The following is a 26,614-nucleotide window of genomic DNA, read 5'->3' on the forward strand; positions in this document are numbered from 1 at the left end:
ATTATTGCTCTAGAATAGGGCACTCCGCGGTTTTCTCCAAAAAGACGTGGAAGCAATAAAGGCCGGAGCTTGCTCCGGCCTTCGCCTATAGGAGGCCCTGCAGACGATCCTGCAAGGCTCTTTCCAGGTAAGGATCGATATGCAGGAACTGCTTGAATTGCTTATACTCCGCTGCGAGCTTCCGGAGACTCTCTTCGGAGACAGCCTGCCGCACCGCCCGAATCAGCAGGTTCTTGGGGGTATGCTCCAAATCGATGAACTCTACAATTTGCGATTTGTAGCCAACCAGCTCCAACAGTCTGGCTCTTACGGAATCGGTGGCCAGAGCCGACAGCCTCTCCTTAATGATCCCATGCTCCAGCATGGGAGCCAGCACCGGGTTATCCAATTGCTTAAACAGCTCGTGCTGACAGCAGGGCACGGACAGGATGACCCGGGCTCCCCAACGGACTGCTTTGTCCAAAGCGGCATCGGTCGCCGTATCACAGGCGTGAAGGGTGACGACCATATCCACTTCATTAATATCGTTATATTGGCTGATATCGCCGACATAGAAATTTAAGTTCGTATACTGCAGCTTAGCCGCCAGAGACGAACAGTGCGCAATGACATCTTCCTTAAGATCAAGGCCGATGGCACGTACATTTAATTTCTTTATGTAGGTTAAATAATGATACATGGCAAAGGTCAAATAAGATTTGCCGCAGCCGAAATCAATAACCGTTATAGGCCGGTTGCGGGGCAGCTCACTGACAACATCATCCACCAATTCGAGGAAGCGGTTGATTTGCCGGAATTTGTCGTATTTCGCCGCAAGAACCTTCCCTTGGGCATTCATCACACCCAGCTCAACCAGATAAGGAACGGGCGTTCCTTCCTCCAACAAATATTTTTTCTTCCGGTTATGAGATAATTCTATTGTCTTTTTGGTAGCCGGCTTTTTAAGAATAGCGGCCTTGCCTTTTTTATTCACCAAAATTTGATAGTCCGCCTCTGCTGTTTGCCACAAGCCTTGCTTGAACTGTTCACGAAGAAGCTGCGCTAGATGGTCTGCCGCTTGATCCGCATTCCGGTTTTCATGTATGACCTTCGGTCCGACCTGATATGTGAATTGGTATTTCCGCTCTCCCTTGAGAATAACTGGCTTCATCTTCACTTTATCCGCATGCTGCGGCTCCTTCCTCCGTTTATTGCTCAATGTGGCTTGGAGGAGTGTTTCATTATGGATCAACTCAACGGCTAGCCGATATAGATTGTCGTCATTTAGATTGTCTGTCATAAGTCTCCCCGCTTTATATTTTCGGTCGTGTATGAACGGTTCCGCCTGCCAGTCATGCCAGGAAAGTTAACATTCTGCAATTAGTAGTATAGCATGATTGCAGGTTCAGGTTTAATCCTCGAACGAAATCCGGGCAAGAAAAGAACATCCCCTCCCTTCACCCGTGAAGCGGGGATGCTCTCGCTCAAAGCTATCTTTGTCTGACTCCTGTGCTGGGACTGTACATTCCGTCACTGCCTGTAATCGGGCGGCCGATTTTACCGCCACTGGAACTGCCGCCGTAAGATCCCGTCCCTTCCGTGTCCGGAAAGAAACGAGTAGCTAAAGAATTCAGGGCGGGCACAATTTGGTCCTTGGTCTGTCCCTGCTGTTGTTCCATCTCCTGAAGCTTGATGAGCTGCGCCCGAAATTCATCGTTCGCCGATACAAATACATGATGAAGAGAAGGACTGCTGAGCTCTTTCACCCGTTGGACAATTTTTTGTTTAACGGCTACCGGCATATTGGATAAATCTGCGTCCGAGCTGGAAGAATGAAGCTCGCCATGCGGGTGTGCGGTCAGGTTCCCTGTTCTGGAAAAGCCGGAACTTCTCGTATCCAGGTCATGTCCGTTGCCCGCAATTCCGCTGCGTATCTCCGGGCCGACCTGCTCACGGTACGGTTCTTCCCTCTGATTCAGCATACCGCTTCCTCCATCCGCCGTTCCCGCATCCATCCGCTTGGCCTCTTCCTTAAGCTCTACAGAGACATAGACATATCTATCGGTAACGACGGACTTAGCGTTATCGACCTCGTCCATAGCTGCAATTTGTTCGTCCAGATAAGGACTCCATTCCATTCTCGTATTGGTATGAGGCGAAATCAGCCCGGTTCCCGATCTTTCCCCCTGGGCTCTTCTTAATTCATTCATGCGTGGAGTTTGTCGTTTACGGATATTCTCCTGCATGATCTCCTGCTTGAATTCCCTGCCCCGATATCCGTTGAATCCATGACTTTGCTGGTAACTCGAGCAAGCCGCCAATAAACATAGGCAGCCGGCAAGAATAATTGGCCCCTTCAGCCATCGTCCTCCGCGATTGCTTTTATTCATTTTGCTTTCCCCCTTTTCTTTGGAGAAATGGATAATGACGCAATCTTAGCATTCGATTTTCCTGCCGATTTTATGCTGCTTCTTTTTCTTGCTCAAAGCGGAACTCTCCCGACCCGCTTTACGGCGCTGTGACGTTGATCATCCCCCATGCCATTTTACAGTGTGCTAATATTTTGCGGCTGCTGGACACTAGTCCCATTCCAATGCTTGTTCTCTATCATAAATATGATAGCAAGAGGGGGTTGGACAAGATGATTCAAACGGGGTGCAAATGGAAGCTCATTTTATTCGTCTATCTTCTGCTATGGTTTGCCGGCAGCTTGTACGGGCTGCTCTATTGGATGGGGAATAAAGCGCCGCAGGGGCAATGGCTGGGACTCAGCCTTCCCGAAATCCGGAGCTATTTGATCTATGCCTGGGCCGGCGCGAACGGAGGAACTTTATATGCTGTGAGGATGCTGCATCAATTTCATAGCTGTCAATCGACTATGCAATGGTTTCTATGGTATTTTTCCCGCCCTCTACTCTGTGCAGGCACGGCTGTTTTTGTCATTCTTTTGCTGGAGAGCGGTATTCTCCCCATTCTGGTATCGCCGGACGAAAAAGCCAGAATCGGCGTTGCTTTCCTGGCAGGCTTGGGTTACGGAAAAATAGCCGAGAAATTAATGTCGTTAACGGAAACGCTTTTTAACGGCAAGAAGCACATCGCTGAAGAGCCGTCCAATAAGTGAAGCTGATCCACATCTTGCGCGGTTCCGCTTTTTACGGCTCAGGCATCGTTTACCAGTATACTTTGACGGGCTCCACTCCATAATACAAACGGTTATCGTTAATTAACCAAGCTAAGGACCAATCATATTATTAGGAGGCTTCTTACATGCAATCGTTCCAAGCGGGCCAGCAGCTTAACCATTGTCGTCAAACTGTTCGTCAAATGATGCATCAAACCGAGCAAGCCAGCATGATGTATCAGCAGCTCCTTCAGCAGGAGCAGCAAAATGCTGTAGAATTGGAGCAAATTGCCCAGAAAGAACGGCAAGCGGTGCAGATGATTCAAACAGCGCTGCAAGGACACCATACCGCAATGCAGCAAATGCAGCACATTGAACAAATTTGCAATGAGCTGGAACAAGTGATGCACAGCATCAATCAGGTGAACCAGCCGTACAGCACTCAGCAGGCGGGTTCCCGTTATTACGGTCAATCGTCGTATAGACAATAACTTACGGTAAGAGGCGTCCGCGGACGCCTTTTTCATTCGCCATACAGAGGGAATTCCAATCGATTAATGCAAATTGCTCCTTTTTCTTTTGTCAAAAAAAAGAACCGGTTCCTATTCGGAATCGGTCTGATAAATGAGAAAATGGACAATCGATTTTATTGCACACGTTAACATAGATGAGAAAAGAAAGCAACCATAACGGCATATCGCCGTAATGCCCCTTTAAGCAAAGATTGACTATAATCGGGAATCAATAAGTTCCGTCGGTGTTCATAGTCATTTCTTTCGTAACCTTGACAAATTTAGAGTTGCGGATCTTCTCCTGCAGCTTCTCGTAGTACAAGTCTTCGTCAATGGGCAGTTGAACCCAATCGTCAAGCCAGGAGGACAAATGCATTGCGTTGGATAGCGTTAATCCTTTAATTCCTTCGACTCCGGGGGCTAACAGTGGCGTTCCTTTCAGAATGGCATCGGTAAAGTTCTGGGTGATGCCGCTATGCCCGGTTTCTCTGCCGACGATCGGAATTTCGCATTTCCAGCATTCCGGCTGTCCGAAGCCGCCTTTATATTCCGCATTGAACTGGCGTTCCGATACCCGTAATCTCCAGAAGGTCATAGTGCCGTCTTCAATAACGATTTTGCCGCGATCTCCCGTTACTTCATAACGATTCGTTCCCGGCGCTTCGCCTGTAGTTGTTACGAACAGGCCTGTAGCTCCGTTATCGTACTCCACATAAGCCGTCACATCGTCCTCTACCTCGATATTGTGGTATTTGCCGAAGGCACAGAAGGCCCTTACCCGAACCGGCATCATGTCGACCGTCCACTGCCACAAATCGAGCTGGTGCGGATCCTGGTTCAGCAGCACTCCGCCGCCTTCCCCGGCCCAAGTTGCTCTCCAACCGCCGGAATCGTAGTAGCTCTGCGGGCGATACCAATTGGTAATAATCCAATTCGTACGGCGGATTTCGCCCAGCTCGCCGGAAGTAACCAAGTCTCTCAGCTTCTGATAGAGCGGATTCGTTCTCTGATTATACATCATCCCGAAAATTTTATCGGTCTTCCCTGCCGCCTCGTTCATCTCGCGAACCTGCTTGGTATAAACCCCTGCCGGCTTCTCGCACAGCACATGAAGCCCATGCTGAAATGCCTGAATCGCCAGCGTCGGGTGATCATAATGCGGGGTCGCAATCAGGACGGCGTCAATTTCTCCGGAAGCATACATAGCCTCTACATTGTCAAACAGACGGACCTCTTCGCCCAAATTTTCCTTGGCCCAGGCCAGCCGTTCCGGTCTGTTATCACAAACGGCGGCCAGCTTCGCTCCCTGCACGGTTCCTTGGGCTAAATACTTCGCATGGGAAGATCCCATATTCCCGATGCCGACAATGCCAAATCGAACCTTATCCATAGGTACCTCCTATTCTAATGTTGATTAATAGTTACGACTACATTATAAACCATGCCGCCCAGTAAACAAAGAAAAGATAATTTAAGTTTGGGAATCGGCATAAATTAGCCAAGATTAGTATAGATGCCCTAACGAAAACATCCGGAAAAAAGCAACATGCGTAGACAATAATGTTGAATACCAACATTTAAAACGGGTGTTTGAAAAGAATCTTAACCTAATAAATGGAATTATGGTAGAATAACCAGTATAATCAAGGTCTTTTTTTGAAATAATTGACAATAGCCTTCCTCAATTTCCTGCCGCTTATGATGGACTTAAGAAAAAATTTAGGATTTGATAGGCAATTCGTTTAACATTTTGTATTAAAATAAGAAGTAGAAGAAAACAATTACCCCACGAAGTGACGTGAGGCCTTCGATTCGTATCATCTGCGGGGAACTCCCGAACTATATAGTGTACTCAAGTATCTAGGATTCCTTTTGGAACCGTCGAATCATTTCTTAATATTGAACTTAAGCTTTCGATGTGAAATTTAAACCGCTGGGGCTGACAAACGTCTCATCCACATAAATTATTGATCGTCCACATCATGGCAACCCGACCTAAGTCTAGGTTTATAAATGGTCTTAAGTCAATACCGTGACATCCAAAAGTATTTTACAATAAGTGCAATGAGAATTGTTGCAAATGGGGTGTTCTTGAAGTGAACGGAAAACAACAGCATAGAATTTTGATATTATCCGGCGAGTTCGGAGATGGACATAAACAAGCCGCTAAAGCCATTCTGGAAGCTTCTCGACTTTACGGCCCTGATGTACAGGTGAAGATTGTTGATTTTATGGAATGGAATTACACAAAACTTCATAACATCGGCAAGTTTTGCTATGCGCAATGGGTCAAACATTTCCCTAACGTATACGGCTTCTTTTTTCAAAAAACACGAACGGACAATTCTTTGTCGCAATTATTTAAGAAAATCAAATTGTTTGATCTCAATCGTATGATAAAATTGTTAGAGGAGGAGCGGCCTACGGTAGTAGTCAGCACATTTCCTCCGGCGGCTGCGGCTATGTCATTGCTGAAAAGCCACGGACTGACCCAGGTACCCACCGTTACGACAATTACGGATCATACGGATCATAGCTATTGGATCCATCCGTATACCGACCGTTATCTGGTAGGCTCCGATGTAGTGCGCGATGCCCTGCTGAGGCATCATGTGCATGAGTATCAAATCTCGATAACCGGCATCCCCGTTCGCCCTCATTTTTCCCAGGAGATGAACCGGGAGGAATTAAGACGTAAATATGGAATTGATCCATCGATTCCGACGGTTCTTATTATGGGCGGAGGACTGGGTATGATCGGTAAGGAATCGACCTCTCTTCTATGGTCTGACCTGCTGCATCCCGATCCGGTGCAATTCATCGTCGTCTGCGGCCATAACGAGAAGCTCAGGCAGTATTTGGAGTCGGAAACGGTTCATTCCCCTCATCGGGTTATGTTAACCGGGTATATCGACTATGTTCACGAACTGATGGGTCTATCCGATATTGTCATAACGAAGCCAGGCGGACTGACCACATCCGAAGCGGTAGCTCAGCAGCTTCCAATGCTGCTGTATAAGCCGCTTCCGGGACAAGAACAGGACAACGCGGCGTACTGGGTTCGTTCCGGAGTGGCGATTCTTGCCAGGAAGGAAGCCGAGCTGCATGCCCAGCTGTCCCACGTTCTCCGCCATCCGCAACTGTTAAGGGACATGCGGATCAAAGCCGGAACGTTCGGAGCCAAGAATGCGGCGCTTAACGCCGTGGATGAAATTCTCCGGACGGAAACTTCCTGGAACGCTTATCAGCCTCCGGAAGCCGTTTACGCCGTCCGCTGACTGTATTAATTTTCCTTAGTGAAGGGGTTAAGGGAAATGAGAGAGAAAATATTGTGGGTAGGGTTAACCTTCCTTGGACTGTATATGATCCTGCCATGGATCATATCACGCGTCTTCGGTTGGGGAATCCACCGCAAGGGCAGCAAGCTTAAGCAGGTGGCCCTGACTTTTGATGACGGTCCCGATCCTAATTACACACCCAAGCTACTGGATCTACTGAACCAGTACAATATCAAGGCCACATTCTTTGTGCTGGGCTCCAAAGCGGAGCGAAATCCGGACTTGATCCGCAGAATTCATCAGGAAGGACATCAAATTGGCATTCATAACTATACCCATAAGTCCAATTGGCTGATGACCCCCCGCAAAGTAAGAAAAGACCACGTTGATCGTTCCGCCGACATTGTTGAGCGGATTACGGGCGTTCGCCCAACTTATTACCGCCCCCCTTGGGGGATTCTTAACTTGGGCGACTTTCTGCTGCGCCGGCAGTACTCGATTGTCTTATGGTCGCTAATGGCCCGCGACTGGAATGCCAAAGCGGCCAAGCAGAAATTGAAGAAGCTTCTGCTCACCCGGGTGACGGACGGATCGGTCATCCTGCTCCATGACAGCGGTGATACCTTCGGAGCCGATGAAGAGGCACCGCATTATATGCTCGAGGCACTGAAGGAGACTTTGGCGGAGTGGGATCATTCCTTCGAATTCGTTCGAGTGGATCAGATGTTTCCCGAAACGAAGAAGGCCGTCCCCGCTGCCGGCGAACTCGGCTTCATCAGACGCCTGATGCTGTCCGCCTGGTTATTGTGGGAGCGGTGCTTTGTCCGGTTATTTCATATTGTTCCTGTTTCCGAGGAGGACTCTCTCCTCCAATTGCGCTGCCGAGAATACTATGGCAGCCCGATCAAGCTGAATGATGGCGTTATTATTTCCAAAGGGGACCGGATCGCCGAACTGCATTTCAATAACGATTTGCTCGTTCAGTTGACCAGCCAGTCGAAGAGCTCGGTGCATCTGGCTATCCAAATGATCCGGCGGACAGAAGCGATGCTTCCGAGAATTCTGTACTTATTACAAAATGATCCTCAATATAAAGACGTCAAAGGGCTGTACGGAATAAGCCTCATTCACCGGGGCACCAGCCAGCTTGGATTTACCGTCATTGATCTGCCCAAAGGAATGTTCTCCTTTGCTACGCAATACTATCTTAAATTTATGATGTATGTTCTTCACCCGCAAGGCCGGGATAGACTAAGAACCAAGAATGAGCTTCTGGTTCCGAAAATTATCGCCATCTCTACCCGCGAGCTGGAAAACCGGTATATTGCATAATCACCGAACGCCCCAAGCTCATATTGGCAGCAAGGATAAATGGCTGCCGCCTTCCTGAAAAGGCGCGTTTATCGGTGAATAAACAGAAAGAACCTCGTTTCCTGATTCAGGATTGCGAGGTTCTTCCGTTTATCGGCAAGCTTCCCTGCTTTTCTTTAACTCTGCTGCGAAGCGGCAGTTTAATGACGACCATTGTCCCTCGTTGGGGGCGGCTGAACATACCGAGCTCCCCTCCGTGCTCTTCTACAATCTTGTGGCTAATGGCCAGTCCCAATCCTGTACCGTTAGCCTTGGTCGTAAAGAAGGGCATACTGAGACTCGGCAAATCATTAACGTCTATCCCGACTCCTTCATCCATAAATTGGATCTGTACCCCATCCCGTTCCCGGAGGACCGCTACCTCCATATTGCCGCCTTCGGGCATAGCCTCGATCCCGTTTCTAAGAATGTTGACGAAGACTTGCTTGAGCCGATTGGCATCGCACCAAATCAATAGCGGCTCTTCCTCCTCATTCCGGAAATGAATATGGATGGGCTGTTCCGTGGACTGGCTCCGGAATAAAGCAACGACCGATTTCAACACAAGAATCAAATCATATTTCTCAAAAGTAGGAGGCTGCGTTCTCGACAAGTATAACAATTCACTTAAAATTTCATTAATCCGATTAACCTCTTCCAGCATTAGAGGCACCGTATCCCTCTTGTTGGGCTGCTTGTTCATCAATTGGAGATTTCCGGAGATGACTGTCAGCGGGTTCCGGATTTCATGAGCTATACCGGTCGCTAACTGGCCTACCAGAGACAGCTTCTCGGTATATCTCAGCCGGTTAATCATGTGGAACGATTTGCGGATCAGCACAATCACGAGGCATAGAACCAACAGCAGCATTCCCAGATAGGAAATCGAAGGAATATTCATACCGAAAAACATGCTGTCCAAGATGTCTATGCTTCCTGCCAGGCTGAAGCACACCGTTCCCAGCAGCACAATCTGCGCTTCCCTGTTTCTCCTGAAGGAAAGAATCGACAAGTATACAATAGTTACCGCCATAGTGACGAACAATAACAACTGATAGTAAAACAGCCCCGTCAGCAAATGCACCTTCCCTATATAAGCCGATGAGATATAGACGAGACCATATAACAGGTGGACCTTCCAAAGCCATTTCATGGGCCGGACGCTTTGGGAATCCTCAAACAACTGAATAATTAGAATGATGGCCGAGGCCATTCCGGCTATCAAGGAAACCAGCTCCAGATACATCCATACCTGAGGGTTATCGTAATAAAAATAAATAATCGTCGTCCGGCAGATCGTATACAGGCCGAAGCTGATCGCGAACCCGCCGAAGGACAGAAACGGCTTGAGCCGCAATTTATAGAACGGATATAGCGACAGCAGCCCGGCAATGATGTAAAAGCAGCCAAGTATGAAGCGGGCCGCCTGCTGCTTATGCAGTGAGAGAATATAATCCGAATAACCCGTCAATTCGGGGTAATCCAGCATTCCTATATTGGGCGACCCGGAATATATCTTAATATAAAGTGTTCCACCCTCTTGCTCCGCCGGGAGCAGCACTACCCTTTCCGGAGTCCCTTGATAAGCGTTATAGCCTCTATTATCGACGTCCCCATACTGATATACCAGCTGTTCATTGACGTAAACCTTGAAATTTTCATATATTTGGATAATCAGACTCGGATCTTTCCATGAGATGGCCGGAAGTGTCGTTCTCAGCCATAGTACATTCCAGTCCCCTCTTCCGGGAAGATTCATCGTCTGTTGAGCGGGGAGCCAATGGCTATCGTGGATTCCTTCCTGATCCGCACTGCTCTCCCACTGTAAATCTCCATCAGAGCCAATGGGGAAATCCCCCCAGTAATACTCCCACTCCGTCAATGGAAGGCGATCTGCTATTTCAGCATCTGCCCGTATGAACAAGAAACCAATGCAAACCACACCGGCAAATAAAATGAATATTCGGATAAATTTACTCCATCGTCTCATTTCGGGGACTCCGTCTCATACAGATGATAATGGGTTTAAAGCATCGATTAGATTAAGTGGATATGTGCATTGTTCGACACAATTTTACAAAATCCTTCTTATTCCACCATTAAGGTTTTCTTTTCGACATTTATAGAATAAATCAGCAGCCATTCTAGAAAGCTGTACCTCCACGTTGAAGGTGTTGAACCGACTGTTTCATGTAAAATTCTTCATTCTAGAAATTGGATAATTTTGAAATTTACGATTGAATACTTCCGTTTTATATACTATATTCTAACAAAGGGGTGAAATAATGTTTCACAATTTTATGCAGTTAACTAAATTTAATAACTGCACAAGTGAAAGATGGGGAGGGAATAAGCATTGGCGAAGTGGTTTCATCAAACCAAAAGTACGATCTCGCTTGTTATGGTTTCAGTACTTTTACTTTCCGTTTTTGTAAGCGGTGCCAATTTTGTTGCAGCTAGTTCCGCATCCACCAATGATGATTCAGTTACTATGGCTACATACGGCCTGACGCAAACAGCCGATGAGGAATCGGTCACCAAGACTACATACGGCCAACCAACTCCTTCAATTGTTCGAGTAGTCGAAGATTTCGGGAATGAGAACGTCACAGCTTCTTTTATAAAAGCCACGGGAAATTTAGAATCGGCAAGCCGACCGGAGCCGGTTCTCTATGGCAATCATTCGGCCAAACTAACCTATAACCTGGTCCAAGAAAGCGGTACGGCAGCCGCATATGTAAACTTCTTGGATCCTGGAACTTCAGATTCCAGAACTTTAGAAGGCAAGCCGACCAAGCTGGGCCTGTGGGTATACGGAGACGGCAATAATAAACATTGGCTCCGTGCAGAGTTCAATACGGGTTACGTTGCCGATTTTACATCAAGCTCGGGCTTTAACTGGAAGGGATGGAAATACGTGACCGTCAACATTCCCCAACAGCTGACCAAACCGGAATTTACAGATCCGATTAAACTTCGCCGGATCTATATAGCACAAACCAACGATCTGAATAAAACGGCGGGAACCGCCTACTTCGATCGTGTAAGCGTATTCTACGGCGATACGGGAGGGTTATACGGATTAGATCTGCTTGGATTGACTCCGATGAAGACCGGCGAAACTCAAACCGCACAAGTCTTCGAGACACGTGAAGGGTATACCGCTCCTCAATTAGTTCAGGGGCCGATAGTGTTCACAAGCAGTGACGAAAATGTCGCCACCGTGGATGAGAATGGGACCGTTACTGCGATAAGCAAGGGGGTAACGACCATTACAGCGTCCTATGGTGTTTTTGACGCAACCTATGAATTGATCGTAACCGATGATGACCCGTTTGTGGAACATCTTGATTTGATCGGGGCCGCCGAATTGCAGATGTTTGAGCAAGCTCAAACGGAGCTGTTCGCTACCTTCAGGGGGGTGTCCGAGCCTGTGCGAATTCTGACCGGAGTCACATATTCAAGCAGCGATGAGAAAGTGGCAACGATCGATGAGAATGGGCTTATAGAGGCCCATTCCATAGGGAGAACGACTCTAACCGCATCCTACAGAAACCAATCGGATACTCTCGAGCTTAGCGTCGGAATACCGATTCCAATCCTGCAAAGTATCAAGTTAACCGGACTTACGGCTATGGAGATTGGCGATTCGAAACAAGCCAAGGTGATAGGAACCTACAATATCGAACCTTTTGAAGTTGAGCTTAAGGAGGGCGTCACCTTTACTTCCAGCAACCCAAGTGTAGCCGCCATTGACGAAAACGGATGGATTCAAGGAAAATCGCTGGGCATTTCCATCATTACCGCAAAGTATGGCGGCAAGAACGCCACTTATACTGTCGTCGTGAACAATCCCGATCTTCAGCCGCCCAAAAGAGAGCTGCGGGCCGCTTGGATTTCGACCGTAGAAAGGATCGACTGGCCCAAATCAAACGATCCTGAGCAGCAAAAACAGGATTTCATCGACCTGCTCGATTTTCATCAATCGCTTGGCATGAATGCGGTGGTCGTACAAGTGAAACCGACGGCCGATGCCTTCTATTCATCGGAACTGGCTCCTTGGTCCCATTGGATCACCGGAGTCCAAGGGAAGGATCCCGGGTACGATCCGTTAGCGTTTATGATCGAGGAAGCGCATAAGCGCAATCTTGAATTCCATGCCTGGTTCAATCCGTATCGGATCAGCATGAATACGGATATGGACAAATTAGTCGAAAACCACCCGGCACGCCAGAACCCGGATTGGGTCATGTCCTATGGCGGCAAATTGTATTACGATCCGGGCGTCCCGGAGGCCATTCAATATATAACGGATAGCGTCATGGAAGTCGTAAAAAAATACGATGTCGACGGCGTTCATTTCGATGACTATTTCTACCCGAATCGATTTGACGGAGAAGGCTTCCCCGACCAAGCGACATATGACAAGTACGGAAAGGATTATCCCGGGGATATTAATGCTTGGCGCAGGCATAATGTAGATACTCTAATCTATAACCTGAGCCGGGAAATTAAGAAGGAAAAGAATTACGTGAAATTTGGCATTAGCCCGTTCGGTGTATGGCGTAATAAAAGCGTAGATCCCGACGGATCGAACACGAACGCCGGACAGCCAAGCTACGATAATCTCCATGCGGATATTCGCAAGTGGGTTATTGGAGGCTGGATAGACTATGTTGCTCCGCAAATCTATTGGAGCTTCGGGTTTGCCCCTGCGGCGTATGAAATTCTGGTGGACTGGTGGAGTGAACTCATTGAGGAGCATAACGCCAATACTCATCTTTATATCGGTCATGCCGATTATAAAGTAGGCTCGGACGCTAACTTTACGGATCCTTACGAGATCCCGAATCAATTGATTTATAACTTAAACTACGAGCAAGTAAAGGGCAGCATCCACTTTACGACAAGGGATTTGATAGGAAAGCCGGATTTAAGGAATAAGATCGCCGAGGTCTATAAATACCCGTCACTCGTTCCGGTCATGCCCTGGTTGGAAACAGAGGCGCCTGAAGCACCCGCTATAGAAGCGTTCTCTCTTCTGAGCGGCATTCAGTTGAACTGGACAGATACGGATGACAGCACGGCCTATTATGTCATCTACCGTGCTTCCGGCGATCAAGTGCCGGACAGGAATAATCCTGCTCATATTTTAACTACAATGCGCAAGTCCGATCTGGCCTCCTATGTCGACCGGGATGTGACCTTGGGCAAGACGTATACCTATGCGGTAACAGCGGTTGACCGATTGCATAATGAAAGTGAATTCAGCGAACCAAGGACGGTAACCGCGACAGCAGCAGCCATTGTGGAAGAAGCCGCCGAATTGTCCGACATTTCTGCAGCATATGGAACAGCATTGGAAAGCTTGGATTTGCCGAAAACCGTTCAAGTAACCTTAAGCGACGGTACGCAGCCAAGTCTCAACGTGACCTGGGATGGCGGTACTCCCGCTTATGACGGCCACAAAGCCGGCATCTATGTGTTCGCGGGTAAATTGGATTTGCCGGATAGCGTTGAAAATCCTAAGAATATTCAGGCAGAAGTGCGGGTGATCGTTAAGGCCCGGGAGACTGAGACTATCGTGAAAGAAGCTGCCGCGCTTGCCGACATTTTTGTAGACCACGGAACTGTGTTGGCCGATTTGAAGCTGCCTGCCAGCGTCGAAATCACATTCAACGACGATACTAAAGCAGCTGTCGCGGTGACTTGGGACAGCGGTACTCCCGCTTATGACGGCAATCAAGCGGGCACGTATGTATTCTCGGGCACATTGGATATTCCGGAAGGAGTCAGCAATCCGGATAACATTCAAGCGAAAGTGCGTGTCATTGTTAAAGCCGGCCCTGTCTATGCGAAGAAAGCAGCAAAACTGGATGATATTTCTGTAAACTATGGAACCGCAATAACCGATTTGAAGCTGCCTTCCGATGTCATGGTGACTTTGAATGATGAATCCACGACGAAGGCAACCGTGATTTGGGATGGCGGTACCCCGGCCTACAACGGCCATAAAGCCGGCAAATATGTGTTCGCAGGCAAGCTGAAATTGCCGGAAGGTGTTGACAATCCGGATCATATCCAAGCCGCAGTTAACGTCATCGTAAGAGCAAGCTCCGGAAGCTGGAGCGCCGTCCATCTGCCGCCGTCGAGCACGGTGACCTTGAAAGCAGGCAGCAGCGGAACAGCCAGGCTCGGTGAGGAAGTATCTATTATCCTTCCGGAAGGCGCATTTGATCGAGACTTACTATTAACGATTCGGAAATGGAACTCCCCGTTAAACGTATCTATGCCTGAATATAAGCTCGTCAGTCCCGTCTTCGAAATCGTGAAGGATGTTGAAGGCAATTTCAAGAAGCCAGTGACGCTTACAATCGCTTATGATCCAAGCATAGTTGGCGAGAACCAAATGCCGTCCATCTTCTATTTCGATGAAGATAAACGTGAATGGGTTGAAGTTGGCGGAACAGCGAAGGATGGAAAAATGACTGCGGAAGTCGATCACTTCGCCAAATTCGCAGTGTTCGCCGTTGAGAAGCCTGTTGAGGAACCGGTAATTGAAGTGCCAGCCTGCGTCGATGTTAATTTTACGGACATCAACGGACATTGGGCGGATAAACATATTAAAGAAGCTGTCCAGCAATGCCTAATCAATGGCTATCCCGACCATACCTTCCAACCGGATAAGACGGTCAGCCGGGCGGAATTTACGTTGATGCTGGCACGGGCGCTTCAGTTGGAGGGCAGCGCCAAGCCTTTGTCCTTTGCCGACCGCAATCAGATTGGCGACTGGGCGCAGCCGGCTATTTCCCTGGCGGTGCAAGCAGGTATAATCAACGGCTATGAGGACGGCAGCTTCCGTCCGGATGCGCAGATCAGCCGCGTGGAGATGGTGGCCATGATTATCCGCGCACTGAACGTAGAATTACCATCCGACCATTCTACGTCCTTTGCCGACGATGCCGACATCCCTGGCTGGGCCAAAGGATATGCAGCCGCAGCCGCGCAGGAAGGAATCATCCGTGGACGGGACGGCAATCAATTTGCACCGAATGAACATACGACACGGGCAGAAGCTGTAGTGATGCTGCTGCGGATGCTGGATACATTAAACTAGACAACAAACCAATAAGCAACCCTAGTCCGGAATCCAACCGGGCTAAGGTTGCTTATTTTTCATACATCGTCGATCTTGATTTATTCTAAATGATTCCGTCTCTACTTGTCTTCCGTCGGATTTATATCGAACTTCGGTGCTTCGGAAACCGGCGGCACCGTCTTGGTTTCTGTGCTGTCCGACTTCTTGTGAGTCAATTGATGAACAAGCTGGTTCAAATCAATACCCGAGACATCCTTCAGCATCTCCGGTGCGGTAGCCATAAGCTGGGTCACATAATTGCTTACACGGGTCGCTCCCTCGCCATTGCCGGTATCCACCACCGTCAGCTTATCGATCGAAGCCAGCGGTTCGGCAATTTTGCCGGCCAACTCCGGCAGCATCTTGACAATGATGTCAAGGACAGCCGCCTCGCCGAATTTCTGGAACGCCTCGGCCAGCTTCTCCTTCGCTTCCGCTTCCGCGAAGCCTTTCAGCCGGACTACTTCAGCCTCGGCCGAACCTTTAGCCCGCTCCGCATCAGCGATAGCAAGACCTTCCATCCGCTTCTGTTCCGCAACCGCTTTGGCTTCCGCCTCAATTCTATATTGAAGAGCATCCGCTTCGCGCATTTTCTTCGCTTTCTCCGCTTCAGCAGCCTGGATGACCGCATACCGGTCCGCATCGGCTTTCTTCTTCACTTCCGCGTCATACAGCTTCTCGCGAACGAGAATTTCCTTCTCCTGAAGATCAATTTCCCGGTTTTTCTTGACAAGCTCTACCTTCATCTGCTCTTCCACAGCGATCTGCTTGGATTTCGCTTCCTGAATGAAGTAGGCCTGATCGGCTTCCGCCTTGGCCGTATCCTGTTCCCGTTTGAAGGAGGCCACCTTCAGGTCCCGCTCCTTCTCCGCTTCCGCAATATTGGTATCGCGCAGCAATTCGGCCTTCTGTCCTTCTTCCGCGGCTTTAGCCTTCTGGATACGGGCGTCACGGATCGCCTCGGCCTCGGCAATATCGGCATCTCTCTTGACCGCCGCAATCCGGGGCTTACCGAGAGCTTCCAGATATCCGTGTTTATCCCTTAAATCTTTGATGGTGAAGGAGACGATTTGCAGCCCCATCTTCATCAGGTCCTTAGCAGCAACCGCTTGAACCTGCTGGGCGAATTTCTCCCGGTTCTTATAAACCTCTTCCACCGTCATCGTTCCCAGAATGGCGCGCAGATGTCCTTCGAGAACTTCCTGGGCTTCCCCCTTAAGGGATTCGATAGGCTTGCCCATATACTGCTCGGCTGCCGTAGCAATATCTTCAATTGCACCGCCAATCTTGATAATCGCAACCCCGTCAGCCATAACCGGTACTCCTTGCTCGGTGTATACCTCAGGAGTATATACGTCAAGCTTGTGAGACAACAGCGACAGGAACTCGGCCTTCTGGAACACCGGCCATATGAAGGCCCCCCCGCCGCGGACGATCTTCAGCTTGCGCCCGGATTCATCTATCTGGATGTTTTTGGATCCGAGGAAAGACCCTGTTACAATCATCGCCTGATCGGGTCCTACCGTTTTGTACCGGGCCCAGAAAGCGAGTCCGAGAATAACAATAACCGCCAAAATAATACCCGGTATTACTAAGAAATCTGGAAGATTCTCCATAGCTTCTTCTCCTCTCATCTGGATGGTTAAGCGTCAAATCGGGAAACAAACAGCGTTCTCTCCTTCACCTCCACAACAACTATTTTCTCCCCTGCCGGAATGGACTCTCCGTCGAAGCTCGCTGCTGTATGATTGCTTACGCCGGCTCCTACCTTAAGAACGACTTCCCCGTATCCATCCTCCGGAATGGAAATGATAGCCTCGCCAACACTTCCTTTCAGATCGTAAATGGAATACCCTATGGAGTTTTCACTTTCGTTCATAGGCTTCACATAGAAGAGGTAGATAACCGCTCCTCCGAGAATCGCCAGTCCAACGGCCAGCGCCAATACGGCCCAGACCGCCCATCCGGTATACCGGGTAAGCAGAATGCCCGCTCCTCCGAAGATGGTTACGCCCCCGGCAATCACCATCGGCTGCAGAAAATCAACCGACAGGAAATCCAGCAGTCCATCCAGAGCGTGGCTCATCACATCACCCAGCAGAACGGTCACGAGGGCAAACAGCAGCCCGAAGATTAGGCAGCCCCAGTACAATTCCAGCATAATCAACCCTTCTTTCCAGAACATATTATGCGGGTCGTTGATCGTTTCTTGTAAATTAATACGTGTTACCCGACATTATGTTTCAAAAAAAACGATTTTCGAGCGTAAGCATTTCGAAAATTCGCCCTTCCGCACAATAACTGTTTTTTTGACACACGTTCTGTTAGACTATTTAGATGATATTTGAAAATATCATTTGGATTCGACATGACAAATAACTTCGGATTGTTTCGCCTGACCCAAAATATTATTCAGCCCTTGTACAAACAACGAAGCAGACAATGTTAATAAGGGTGCTCGGTAGTCAGGCCTGGCGATTTTAAAGGAGGATTAATTGATGCGAAAAATAACAACCGGATTCTTCATCTCATTATTGGTATTTCTTTTCCTAAGTGGATGTAATTCTAATTCCAATGGCGTCGTAAACGAAGATCTATTCCAATATAAAGATTCTTACGTTGGCGATAACAGTGCGGTTGGCAATATTGCTAAACAGTTACCAAGTCCAACAGGCGAACAAATAAGTGAGTTGGAACTGAAAACGACAGAACCGCCTTATGGAATTGTTTTGAATTATGTACCTGCAGAAACAACAGATCAAATAGCAGCGGACTACAAAGAGCTTGCGTTATACAATGCTACATTTATATTTGCGTTGGTTAAAAATGCGGATTGGGTTGATTTTAAATTCGTTGAAAAAGCATATAGGGTGACGAGGGAAGCATTAGAATCCTGGTACGGAAAAGATTTAAGCGAATTTAAAAGCGAAGATGAACTCAGTAAATTCACTCAGAAATACTTTGAAGATGAAAATAAAGTGAATGATTTTTTTAAATAAAGTAGACGGACCCCAGGAGTCTTTCGATTAATGATTAATGGTGTGCAACTAAGATCATTTTGGTTTTAACGGAACCAGATGACCTTAATCGCTCCAAAAGGGCCTTTCGGTCATTTTAACGGAACCAGATGACCTTATTCACAAGAAATGCTCGCGAAAGTAGGAGAATTTTAAGCAATAAGCGCAACTGTTTCCGTTAGTTTAAAAAAACCGCCTATTTTGACGAAATAGGGTTTTCCAGTTCCGTTACATTTTCGCTGTTTAAACTTACTGGAAAACCTTGGGCTGTTGTGATAATGGGGCGCGGAATTATAAGTACGTTTATTTGATTATTCATTCAAAATCGAAACCTTCGTGACATACGCCGGCTGACTGTATGATTTTCGTACAATACTCACTCGTTCGCATCCACCTATTTGTGCGTTTGAATCTCTATAGCCACCCCTGATGAAAACAGGCTGGATCCTACCCGCTGCTGATAAAAGCCGTTGAAGTCTTCGAAGCACTCTTCGAAGACTTCATGATTTTTCTGATGCCGCCGGCTGGAACGGCAGCGCAATAATGAATAGGCTACAAAGCTTCGCGGGCTTGGCGGGCCGCCTGAACCATATGCTTCAGGGATTGGACCGTCTCTTCCTTGGCCCGGGTTTTCAGCCCGCAATCCGGGTTGATCCAGAACAGCGAAGCGGGCAGCACCCGCAGAGCTTTCTCAATCAGGCCGGTCATTTCGTCAACGGATGGCACCCTGGGACTGTGGATGTCGTAGACGCCCAGCCCTATTCCTTTATCATATGTGTCGGTCTCGAACGCTTCGAGAAGCTCTCCGTGGCTGCGTGAGGTTTCGATAGAGATCACATCAGCGTCCAACTGGCGGATAGCATCGATCAGATCGCTGAATTCGCAGTAACACATATGGGTATGAATCTGAGTGCTGTCCTTCACTCCGGATGTCGCCAGCCGGAATGCCCCCACAGCCCATTCCAAATATTCCTCGCGGTCTTCTTCCTTAAGCGGCAGCCCTTCGCGGAGTGCTGGCTCGTCGACCTGGATCATGCGTATACCGGCCTGTTCCAAATTTTCGACCTCACTTCTCAAAGCTAATGCCAGTTGTTCGGCTACCTCCTTGCGCGGAATATCGTCACGCACGAAGGACCAGTTCAACACGGTCACCGGCCCCGTCAGCATGCCTTTAACCGGCTTGGAGGTTAGAGATTGGGCGTAGACCGTCTCTTCCACCGTCATAGGCGCTACGAAATCGACATTGCCCCAGATAATCGGGGGCTTCACACAGCGCGAGCCGTAGGATTGAACCCAGCCGTTGGCGGTGAAGGCGAAGCCGGCCAGCTTCTCGCCGAAAAATTCCACCATATCGGTTCGTTCGAACTCCCCGTGTACGAGCACATCCAGGCCAATCTCCTCCTGAATGGCTATCCATTCGCGAATCTGTTCACGGATAAACCGGTCGTACTGCTCCTTCGTCCACTCACCTTTGCGCCACAGTCGTCTTCCCCTGCGAACCTCCGCCGTCTGGGGGAAGCTGCCGATCGTAGTCGTCGGCAGAAGCGGCAGATTAAAAGCCTTCTGCTGCTCCTTCCGGCGTTCCGCGAACGGCGTCCTTGTCTTCGCTGCAAGAATCGCCTCCGCCGGCTGACCGGCCCGAGCCGCTCTCAGAGGCGATGCCTTCAATGCCCGCAGAGCCTCACGGCTCGCTTGCAATCGAGTCTTCACCTCTTCCTGCTCCGCCCCCAGACATATCGCTTTTGCCAGAAGCGCAATTTCCTCCAGCTTCTCATCGGCGAAGGCCAGCGCATTCCTCAGCTCCGGGGGCAGCGCCGTCTCTGCCGCCAGGCTGATCGGCACATGCATCAGGCTGCAGGACGGCTGGATGATCATCCGCTCGTAAGGCACCTTGCGGGCGATGGATTCCAGCAGCTGCAGCCGGTCATCCAAATCGGTGCGCCATATATTCCGGCCATCTACAACACCCGCAGCGAGAAGCTTATCCTCCGGGAATCCATATTGCTCTAGAGCGTCCAAATGCCGGGTGCGGCCGGATACCAGATCCAGTCCGATCGCCTGTACCGGCAAGGCCACCAATTCCGAGTAACGCTCGGCGGAATCGAAGTAGGTTTGCAGCAGAAGCTTCAACCGGGGCGCCGCCGAATGAAGATAATGGTAGCTATCCCGAACGGCCTGCATTTCCTCGTCCGTCACCGACATAACCAAGGCCGGTTCATCCATCTGCAGCCACTGCACTCCTTCCTGCTCCAGCTCCTGCAGAAGCTGGGCATACGCCGGTAGCAGGCTCTGCATAACCTCCTGGAATCGAGTGCGGTCATATCCCTTGGACAGCTTCAGGAAGGTATAGGGACCGATCAGAACCGGCCGGCCTTCGATGCCCAGCTCTTCCTTCGCTTCCTTATAGAGGGCAAGAATCCGGTTATCTACAAGCGAAGGTGTGCGCTCGCCGAATTCCGGGACGATGTAATGATAGTTTGTAGTGAACCACTTCGTCATTTCGCAAGCTGCCGCCGAACGGTTGCCCCGTGCCATGGCAAAATAAGTTTCCAGCGGAACGGGGCCCCCCGTGTAATCGAACCGGTCCGGCACAAGCCCAAACATGGCGGCGGTATCCAGCATAGTGTCGTATAAAGTAAAATCGGCAACCGGAATCCAATCCAGCCCGGCTTCCCGCTGCTTGCGCAAGTGGTTAAGACGGATCTCCTTCATCGAAGCCAGCAGCTCTTCCTGTTCCAGCTTGCCTCCCCAATACGCCTCCAACTGCTTCTTCCATTCCCTGTTTTCGCCAATCCGCGGATAACCGAGGTTTCCGCTGGTCAGCCCATTTCTCTTCTCCGTATTCATCGTCTTCTTCTCCTCTCTCACTTTCAAATCCCTTCTAACGCGTATCCATGCAACAAAAAAAGGACATTCCCGCCTAAATGAAAAAGAATGAATGGCGAAAATGTCCCAGCTATGTCAGGTAACTGGACATTAATTAACACCCGCCTATCTCCCGTAGGTTTCATTTAGTGTTGTTGGAACAGGCAGGTCTCCTGGCTTCAAGATCATCATCACAAGCTGCCTTCCCGGTCTGTCGACCAGTGGCGTTCTTGCTGCGACTTCCTTGTTACAGTGGCGGGACCGCTTCGGACTTACACCGAATTCCCTTTTAAGCTTGCAAGGCATAGCCTACAAGCACCTATTCCCATTTATTCAATTGGAATAATGCGACTTGGTAATAACCATACAACAACTCGTATATATTATCAAGCTTAATCTTTCTAAGTGGTGTCCAGCCTGCAATAAAGCGGGAACACTCTCTCCAGCCTTATTGGCACTTTTCAAGTCTTCCTTCGTATGATACGTTAGTTTCAGTGAAAATCAAGGTCAGAAGGAGGTGCGCTGTGAACGCCATATCTTCTAAGACAGGCGGAATTGTTGTTATCGTAAGCGGCGGAAGCTTGGGGGACTGGGCCCTTCGCGAGATTGGACGCGGAGACATTCTGATTGGAGCAGACCGGGGAGCGGCCTTCCTGGTACAGCATGGGTACAGCCCGGATCTGGCGATCGGCGATTTCGATTCCGTTCGCCCCGAAGAGATCGGACGGATCCGTGAATCAAGCAAACGCTGGGTAGAATGTGATCCGGTCATGAAGGATTATACCGATACGGAGATGGCTTTCAACGAAGCGCTGGCTCTTCACCCGCAAGAAATCGTCCTGGTCGGCGTCATGGGTTCCCGTCTTGACCATTCCATGGCCAACCTTCAACTGCTGGCCAAAGGGCTGGAAGCCCGCGTTCCTTGCAAAATCGTGGATGCATATAACGAAATCACGCTTATAGACGATGAATGGATTGTCCATCGCAATGAATACGCCTATCTTTCCCTTATTCCTTTCACAGAAGAAGTAAGAGGCATCACCCTCGAAGGGTTTCTGTACCCGCTGTGTGACGCGCAGCTTAAGACCGGCCAGTCGTTAGGAATCAGCAATGTGCTGACCGCTGATACCGGTCGCATTACACTTACCGAAGGGAAGCTTCTGGTCATCCGCAGCAAGGAAGACTAGGCTTCCTTTTTCTCATCCCGGTAAACGGTTAAATTAACCGGATAATATGAACGACCTTTTCCTCTGCGGCAATTTTGATCAGGTGATTGTCCCGGTCGTAGACAATTTGACAGGAACCGAAGCTCATCGTCGGCTCCGCGCCCAAGCCATAAAAAATATCATCGGCTAATGTCGTTATACAATCCTTCCGCTCCTGCTCGTCCATCTCCCGCCAATCCTCTTCGCTCATCTCGAACAGCTCGTTGCAGTTTCTTACACCGGACATGGCTCCGGTCAATTCTTCAATAATCTCCTCATACTCTCGGCCGAATTTAACGCCCATTGAAGCAACATCCTTTCTTAACCGGCCCTTTTGCCAGATCCGGATTTTTATTCCTATTATAGACAGAATGAATAGTATTTATCGGTATTTATCGGATCCTTGAAAGCCTTATCCCCATTATAATCGATTTCGTCGAATCTGTTTCACCCATTTTTCTCTGCAGTCGCATGCAGGGAACTCTGTAAATCCCCACAACAGTGCAAAAAAACACAAAACACGCCATTCCCCCATGACGTGTCTTGTTACTTGTCCACCAATGATTGATGTCCGTTCAAATATTGTTTCAGCTTTTCTATCGCTCTCTTCTGAATGCGGGATACGCTCATCTGGGAGATTCCCAGCACCTGGGCGATACTCCTCTGCGATTGCCCTTCGTTAAAGACGAGCATCAGCACCTTCTTCTCTTCTTCCTTCAGAAGAAGCAGCGCTTCGTTCAGATCCAGCCTTTTCTCGACCATTCCGAAGTCGTCCGCATCACTGCCTATCAAATCACCGATGGTTGCGCTTCCTTCATCGTTAGCCAGAGGAGTATCCAACGAAACGTAATTATAGCATTCCCTTCCGGCCAGCACCTCAATCGTCTCCTCCGTCGTCAGCTCCAAGTATTCCGCAATTTCATCTACGTTCGGGGATCGCTCCAGCTTCATAGTCAACTCATCAACCGCCTGTTGAATCATCAGCCCTTTTTCCTTAATCCGCCGGGGAACTTGAATGTACCACGACTTGTCTCTTAAATAATTTTTCATATGTCCGATCAGACTCTTCATCGCATAGGCTTCAAATTGGATCCCGAGCGTGCTGTCGTACTGCTTGAAAAGTCGCAGCAAAGCCATCTGCCCAACCTGATACAAATCCTCATGCAGGTCGGGGCGGTTCCGGGACATTTTCCCGGCGGCCATCTTGACAATAGGCTCGTAATGGAGCAGCAGGTCAGTCGCTATCTCGTTGTCTTCCGTCTGCTGGTATTGAAGTATAGCCGCTATTTTATTGTTGGGGTCTTGCGTGGCTTGCTCTGGCTTCATGCCAATTCCTCTTTCCTTTGGAGAAATTTGGTCAGTATAACCTCCGTTCCGGATTGTGTATGCACCTGGACCTCATCCATGAGTGCTTGCATCATAAAGATGCCCAAGCCCCCTTCGCTAACTTCGCTTAACGGTTTGTCATGCAGAGATTCGGCCTGGCTTTCTTTCTGCTCATAGTCAAAGCTGCTTCCTTCGTCCTTGACGCTGATTCGAATGCCGTCTTCCCGCATTTCAAACCTGATTTCCATCTGCCCCTTCTCTTCTCCCTGATAGGCATGCAGAACAGCATTATTGCAGGCTTCGGCCACAGCCACCTTCATGTCCTCGATTTCTTCGTAAGAAAATCCCCATTTTGATGCAATTCCGTACAGGGTGAGCCGGACAATGTCTATAAATTCCGCGTCTGCCGGAACTTTTAAACTGACGCTGTGATTTTGGAAGTCGCTCATATGATTTCTTCTTTCCTTTCCGATGATCCCTCTATCGGGTGAATATATTGTGAAATTCCCGTAATATCGAACAACCGATTAATTTTCGGCGGGATTTCCTCCACTCCGAAAGGAGCTTGCAGCGCATCCCGGGTTTTTAAGATGGAAACCAGAATTCCTATGCCGGTGCTGTCGATATATTTTAAATCTTTAAGATTTAAAGTTAGTGCTCTTTTGGTCTGATTAATGAACGGCTCCAAATCGGAACGCATCTCCGCAGCTACCGATAAATCCAATTCTCCGCTAAGGTACACCACGATTTCGTCCGCCATCACTTCCTTGTAAATGTTAAACTTCTTCTCTGGATACATGCCTGTTTTCCTCCCATGCCGCTAGAAGTTTTGTTCCCCACACTTTTCATCTTAAAGCATTTGAAAAATTTCCCTTCATCAAAACAATCCGACAATAATTATATACACGAATTTCACGTCGCTTGAAACAGGGCGGCTGTAAATTTTTATAGTAATTTTCTGCCTTCTTCCTCCTTTTCAATTATAGCTGGTTCGTCAATCATTCTCATGGTTAAAAAACCGGTTTTTGGGGTAAATAAAGAACAGTCAAGCAAGTTCAATATAGCTTATCAAGGAGGTACAAAGATGCCAAAAACGATGACATCCGTAACGACGGTACTGAACCAGCAAGTTGCCAATTGGTCGGTGATGTACATGAAGCTGCACAACTACCATTGGTATATTACAGGAGACCATTTCTTCACCCTCCATGTCAAACTGGAAGAGCTTTATAATGAGGCCGCCCAGTATTTGGACGATTTGGCTGAGCGACTGCTGTCTTTGGGCAAGAGGCCGGTGGCAACATTAAAGGAAAGCCTGGAGCTATCCTCTATTAAGGAAGCAACCGGCTCCGAGTCGCCGACCGATATGATCCGCACCGTATCCCAGGATTTTGCGACGATGATCAACGAGCTGCAGGAAGGCATCAAAGCGGCCGAAGAAGAAGGGGACGAGCCGTCCGGAGACATGATGATTGCCATCCAAGGCTCACTGCAGAAGCATAAATGGATGCTGGATGCGTTTTTGAAATAACCGAAATTCATCCGTAGTTCCGGTGAATTTCGGACCAACCAATAAAACAGGCGGACCTCACCGCCTGTTTTATTGTGCCGGTGGACCGGCTGTGCCGACAGCCTGCGTCAAGGATACGACCAAGCGGCGCCGGGACTCAACCGTTGGCCGTTCGCGGCTCTGTCTGGCCTTCTCTCGCAGCTATTTCTTCCTCCAGCAGATTCAGTGCCTGCAGAACGGCCTCAGGCCTTGCCTGCGGAATCATATGGCCGGTGTGCTCGATCTTCAGCAGCTTGGAGTGGGGGATCTCTCGATGCAGCCTGTAAGCCTGCAGCTCGGGACGGAACGGGTCCGAGTCACCGACCGCTATAACAACAGGAAGCCGCAGTTCCCCATATCTGCTGCTGACGGCATCCGCATTCCGGATAAAGCCTTCGATATCCTCCCGGTTCGCCCGGATCTGTGCCGGACGGGGCCAGACCGCCTGCGCCAGTCTGCGATAATCGTGCGGAACAGGGTCCGGGGCAAAGGTGGCGTCGGTCACCGATTTGACCGCCAGACCCCCGAGCGGGACTAGCAGAGTATGGAGAAGCAGCTTGCCTACGAAGGGAGAGAGAACGAGCGCATTGAGTATCCGGTCGGCGATACCCGCGGGATAAGCCTTACCCCCATAGGCTCCGGGAGCCAGCAGAACGATTCCGGCAAGCTCATCGGAATATTGCAGCGCATAAGACAGCACGAGCAAACCGCTCCAGGAATGCCCGACGAGAATAGGCTCTGTTGCGCCCAGCTTCTTCAACGCTTCATGGAGAAGCCTCGCCTGGTTTTGCGGCGTCATTATCCCTTTGCCGGGACGCTCGCTATATCCGTATCCGGGCCGGTCGAATACCAGCACCCTGTATTGAGAGGACGCCAGCTCCATGACACCCGAATAATCAGCGGACGACAGCATCCCCCCGTGCAGGCATACGATAGGCCGGCCCCGGCCTTTGCTGTTATAATGAAGCCGAATCCCTTCGACCGTAACAAATTCCCCTGTCGGAGGAAATTCCGACTCGGCCCGCCGAACCCGCTGCCGGCTATATCCCATCAAAGCGGCTGCCGCCAACAGACCGATGCCCGTTAATATCCATACCACAGTGATCCTTCCTTTCTGAGATTGGGAATGGGTAATCCAGAAGAAACGACTGTCGCCGTCCTTGTCCAAGGACATACAGTTACAACCTTTGGTAAGTCTATTTAAAGCATTCAATTCCCTCCTTTCGCCAAAAATACATACTGTTAAATATTCGATTAACATACTCATAGGTATG

The 26,614-nt window shown here is 49.1% G+C and carries 20 protein-coding genes and 1 riboswitch; of the genes, 8 read left to right on the forward strand and 12 right to left on the reverse strand.

Annotated features, from left to right (window positions below; translation table 11 throughout):
• Positions 1-85: 85 nt before the first annotated feature.
• Both FS806_RS08815 and FS806_RS08820 read right to left on the reverse strand, forming a co-directional pair.
• On the reverse strand, positions 86-1,279 hold the full coding sequence (locus FS806_RS08815; RefSeq protein WP_144934651.1) for a class I SAM-dependent methyltransferase: 1,194 nt from the start codon (positions 1,277-1,279) through the stop codon (positions 86-88).
• Positions 1,280-1,469: 190 nt separating this feature from the next.
• On the reverse strand, positions 1,470-2,369 hold the full coding sequence (locus FS806_RS08820; protein ID WP_144934654.1) for a hypothetical protein: 900 nt from the start codon (positions 2,367-2,369) through the stop codon (positions 1,470-1,472).
• Positions 2,370-2,620: 251 nt separating this feature from the next.
• On the opposite strand from FS806_RS08820, the gene FS806_RS08825 reads away from it, so the two are divergent.
• Positions 2,621-3,100, forward strand: a complete 480-nt coding sequence (locus FS806_RS08825; RefSeq protein ID WP_144934658.1) for a hypothetical protein — start codon at positions 2,621-2,623, stop codon at positions 3,098-3,100.
• Between the two features lie 146 nt (positions 3,101-3,246).
• A complete protein-coding gene (locus tag FS806_RS08830; protein WP_144934661.1) occupies positions 3,247-3,591 on the forward strand; it encodes a hypothetical protein in 345 nt (114 codons plus the stop codon).
• A 250-nt stretch (positions 3,592-3,841) separates the two neighbouring features.
• Here the strand turns inward: FS806_RS08830 and FS806_RS08835 are convergent, their stop codons facing one another.
• Entirely contained in the window at positions 3,842-5,002 is a 1,161-nt protein-coding gene (locus FS806_RS08835) for a Gfo/Idh/MocA family protein (RefSeq protein WP_144934663.1), read from the reverse strand.
• 706 nt (positions 5,003-5,708) lie between these two features.
• On the opposite strand from FS806_RS08835, the gene FS806_RS08840 reads away from it, so the two are divergent.
• Together FS806_RS08840 and FS806_RS08845 are read left to right on the forward strand one after the other, a co-directional pair.
• On the forward strand, positions 5,709-6,890 hold the full coding sequence (locus tag FS806_RS08840; protein ID WP_144934666.1) for an MGDG synthase family glycosyltransferase: 1,182 nt from the start codon (positions 5,709-5,711) through the stop codon (positions 6,888-6,890).
• Positions 6,891-6,926: 36 nt separating this feature from the next.
• Positions 6,927-8,222 carry a polysaccharide deacetylase family protein gene (locus FS806_RS08845; protein ID WP_144934669.1) on the forward strand — a complete coding sequence of 432 codons (1,296 nt, stop codon included), beginning with the start codon at positions 6,927-6,929 and terminating at the stop codon, positions 8,220-8,222.
• A 106-nt stretch (positions 8,223-8,328) separates the two neighbouring features.
• Here FS806_RS08845 and FS806_RS08850 read toward each other — a convergent pair whose 3' ends face one another.
• Complete coding sequence (locus FS806_RS08850; RefSeq protein WP_144934672.1) at positions 8,329-10,230, reverse strand: ATP-binding protein; 1,902 nt, start codon at positions 10,228-10,230, stop codon at positions 8,329-8,331.
• A 501-nt stretch (positions 10,231-10,731) separates the two neighbouring features.
• Between FS806_RS08850 and FS806_RS08855 the strand changes: the two genes are divergently transcribed.
• Positions 10,732-15,357 (forward strand): family 10 glycosylhydrolase, encoded by a 4,626-nt coding sequence (locus FS806_RS08855; protein ID WP_186328283.1) that lies wholly within the window; start codon positions 10,732-10,734, stop codon positions 15,355-15,357.
• Positions 15,358-15,458: 101 nt separating this feature from the next.
• Here the strand turns inward: FS806_RS08855 and FS806_RS08860 are convergent, their stop codons facing one another.
• Positions 15,459-16,994, reverse strand: coding sequence for a flotillin lipid rafts scaffold protein FloT (locus FS806_RS08860; RefSeq protein WP_144934678.1), 1,536 nt, complete (start codon positions 16,992-16,994; stop codon positions 15,459-15,461).
• A gap of 26 nt (positions 16,995-17,020) precedes the next feature.
• The gene (locus tag FS806_RS08865) at positions 17,021-17,539 is read right to left on the reverse strand and encodes an NfeD family membrane protein (protein ID WP_144934681.1); all 519 of its coding nucleotides are present in this window, start codon (positions 17,537-17,539) and stop codon (positions 17,021-17,023) included.
• A 337-nt stretch (positions 17,540-17,876) separates the two neighbouring features.
• Here FS806_RS08865 and FS806_RS08870 point away from each other — a divergent pair, with 337 nt between their 5' ends.
• On the forward strand, positions 17,877-18,377 hold the full coding sequence (locus FS806_RS08870) for a DUF4825 domain-containing protein (RefSeq protein WP_144934684.1): 501 nt from the start codon (positions 17,877-17,879) through the stop codon (positions 18,375-18,377).
• Positions 18,378-18,947: 570 nt separating this feature from the next.
• Here the strand turns inward: FS806_RS08870 and metE are convergent.
• Complete coding sequence (metE, locus tag FS806_RS08875) at positions 18,948-21,242, reverse strand: 5-methyltetrahydropteroyltriglutamate--homocysteine S-methyltransferase (RefSeq protein ID WP_186328289.1); 2,295 nt, start codon at positions 21,240-21,242, stop codon at positions 18,948-18,950.
• Positions 21,243-21,406: 164 nt separating this feature from the next.
• Positions 21,407-21,598: riboswitch (cobalamin riboswitch) on the reverse strand.
• Positions 21,599-21,784: 186 nt separating this feature from the next.
• Between metE and FS806_RS08880 the strand changes: the two genes are divergently transcribed.
• Positions 21,785-22,447 (forward strand): thiamine diphosphokinase, encoded by a 663-nt coding sequence (locus FS806_RS08880; protein ID WP_260982033.1) that lies wholly within the window; start codon positions 21,785-21,787, stop codon positions 22,445-22,447.
• A gap of 28 nt (positions 22,448-22,475) precedes the next feature.
• Here FS806_RS08880 and FS806_RS08885 read toward each other — a convergent pair whose 3' ends face one another.
• The 4 genes from FS806_RS08885 to FS806_RS08900 all read right to left on the reverse strand — a co-directional run bounded on the left by FS806_RS08885 (position 22,476) and on the right by FS806_RS08900 (position 24,590).
• Positions 22,476-22,769, reverse strand: a complete 294-nt coding sequence (locus tag FS806_RS08885; RefSeq protein WP_144934687.1) for a hypothetical protein — start codon at positions 22,767-22,769, stop codon at positions 22,476-22,478.
• Positions 22,770-23,011: 242 nt separating this feature from the next.
• On the reverse strand, positions 23,012-23,791 hold the full coding sequence (locus tag FS806_RS08890) for a sigma-70 family RNA polymerase sigma factor (protein WP_144934690.1): 780 nt from the start codon (positions 23,789-23,791) through the stop codon (positions 23,012-23,014).
• The gene (gene rsbW, locus FS806_RS08895; protein ID WP_144934693.1) at positions 23,788-24,240 is read right to left on the reverse strand and encodes an anti-sigma B factor RsbW; all 453 of its coding nucleotides are present in this window, start codon (positions 24,238-24,240) and stop codon (positions 23,788-23,790) included. Before rsbW ends, FS806_RS08890 begins: the two co-directional genes overlap by 4 nt.
• Positions 24,237-24,590: an STAS domain-containing protein gene (locus FS806_RS08900; RefSeq protein ID WP_144934696.1), complete on the reverse strand. Its 354-nt coding sequence runs from the start codon at positions 24,588-24,590 to the stop codon at positions 24,237-24,239. Before FS806_RS08900 ends, rsbW begins: the two co-directional genes overlap by 4 nt.
• Before the next feature lie 285 nt (positions 24,591-24,875).
• Between FS806_RS08900 and FS806_RS08905 the strand changes: the two genes are divergently transcribed.
• Positions 24,876-25,322 (forward strand): Dps family protein, encoded by a 447-nt coding sequence (locus tag FS806_RS08905; protein WP_225312797.1) that lies wholly within the window; start codon positions 24,876-24,878, stop codon positions 25,320-25,322.
• Positions 25,323-25,458: 136 nt separating this feature from the next.
• Here FS806_RS08905 and FS806_RS08910 read toward each other — a convergent pair whose 3' ends face one another.
• The gene (locus FS806_RS08910; protein WP_144934698.1) at positions 25,459-26,514 is read right to left on the reverse strand and encodes an alpha/beta fold hydrolase; all 1,056 of its coding nucleotides are present in this window, start codon (positions 26,512-26,514) and stop codon (positions 25,459-25,461) included.
• Positions 26,515-26,614 lie beyond the last annotated feature (100 nt).

Origin of the sequence: Paenibacillus sp. 32O-W (assembly GCF_007679495.1) — a bacterium.
In the GTDB taxonomy this organism is placed as follows: domain Bacteria; phylum Bacillota; class Bacilli; order Paenibacillales; family NBRC-103111; genus Paenibacillus_L; species Paenibacillus_L residui.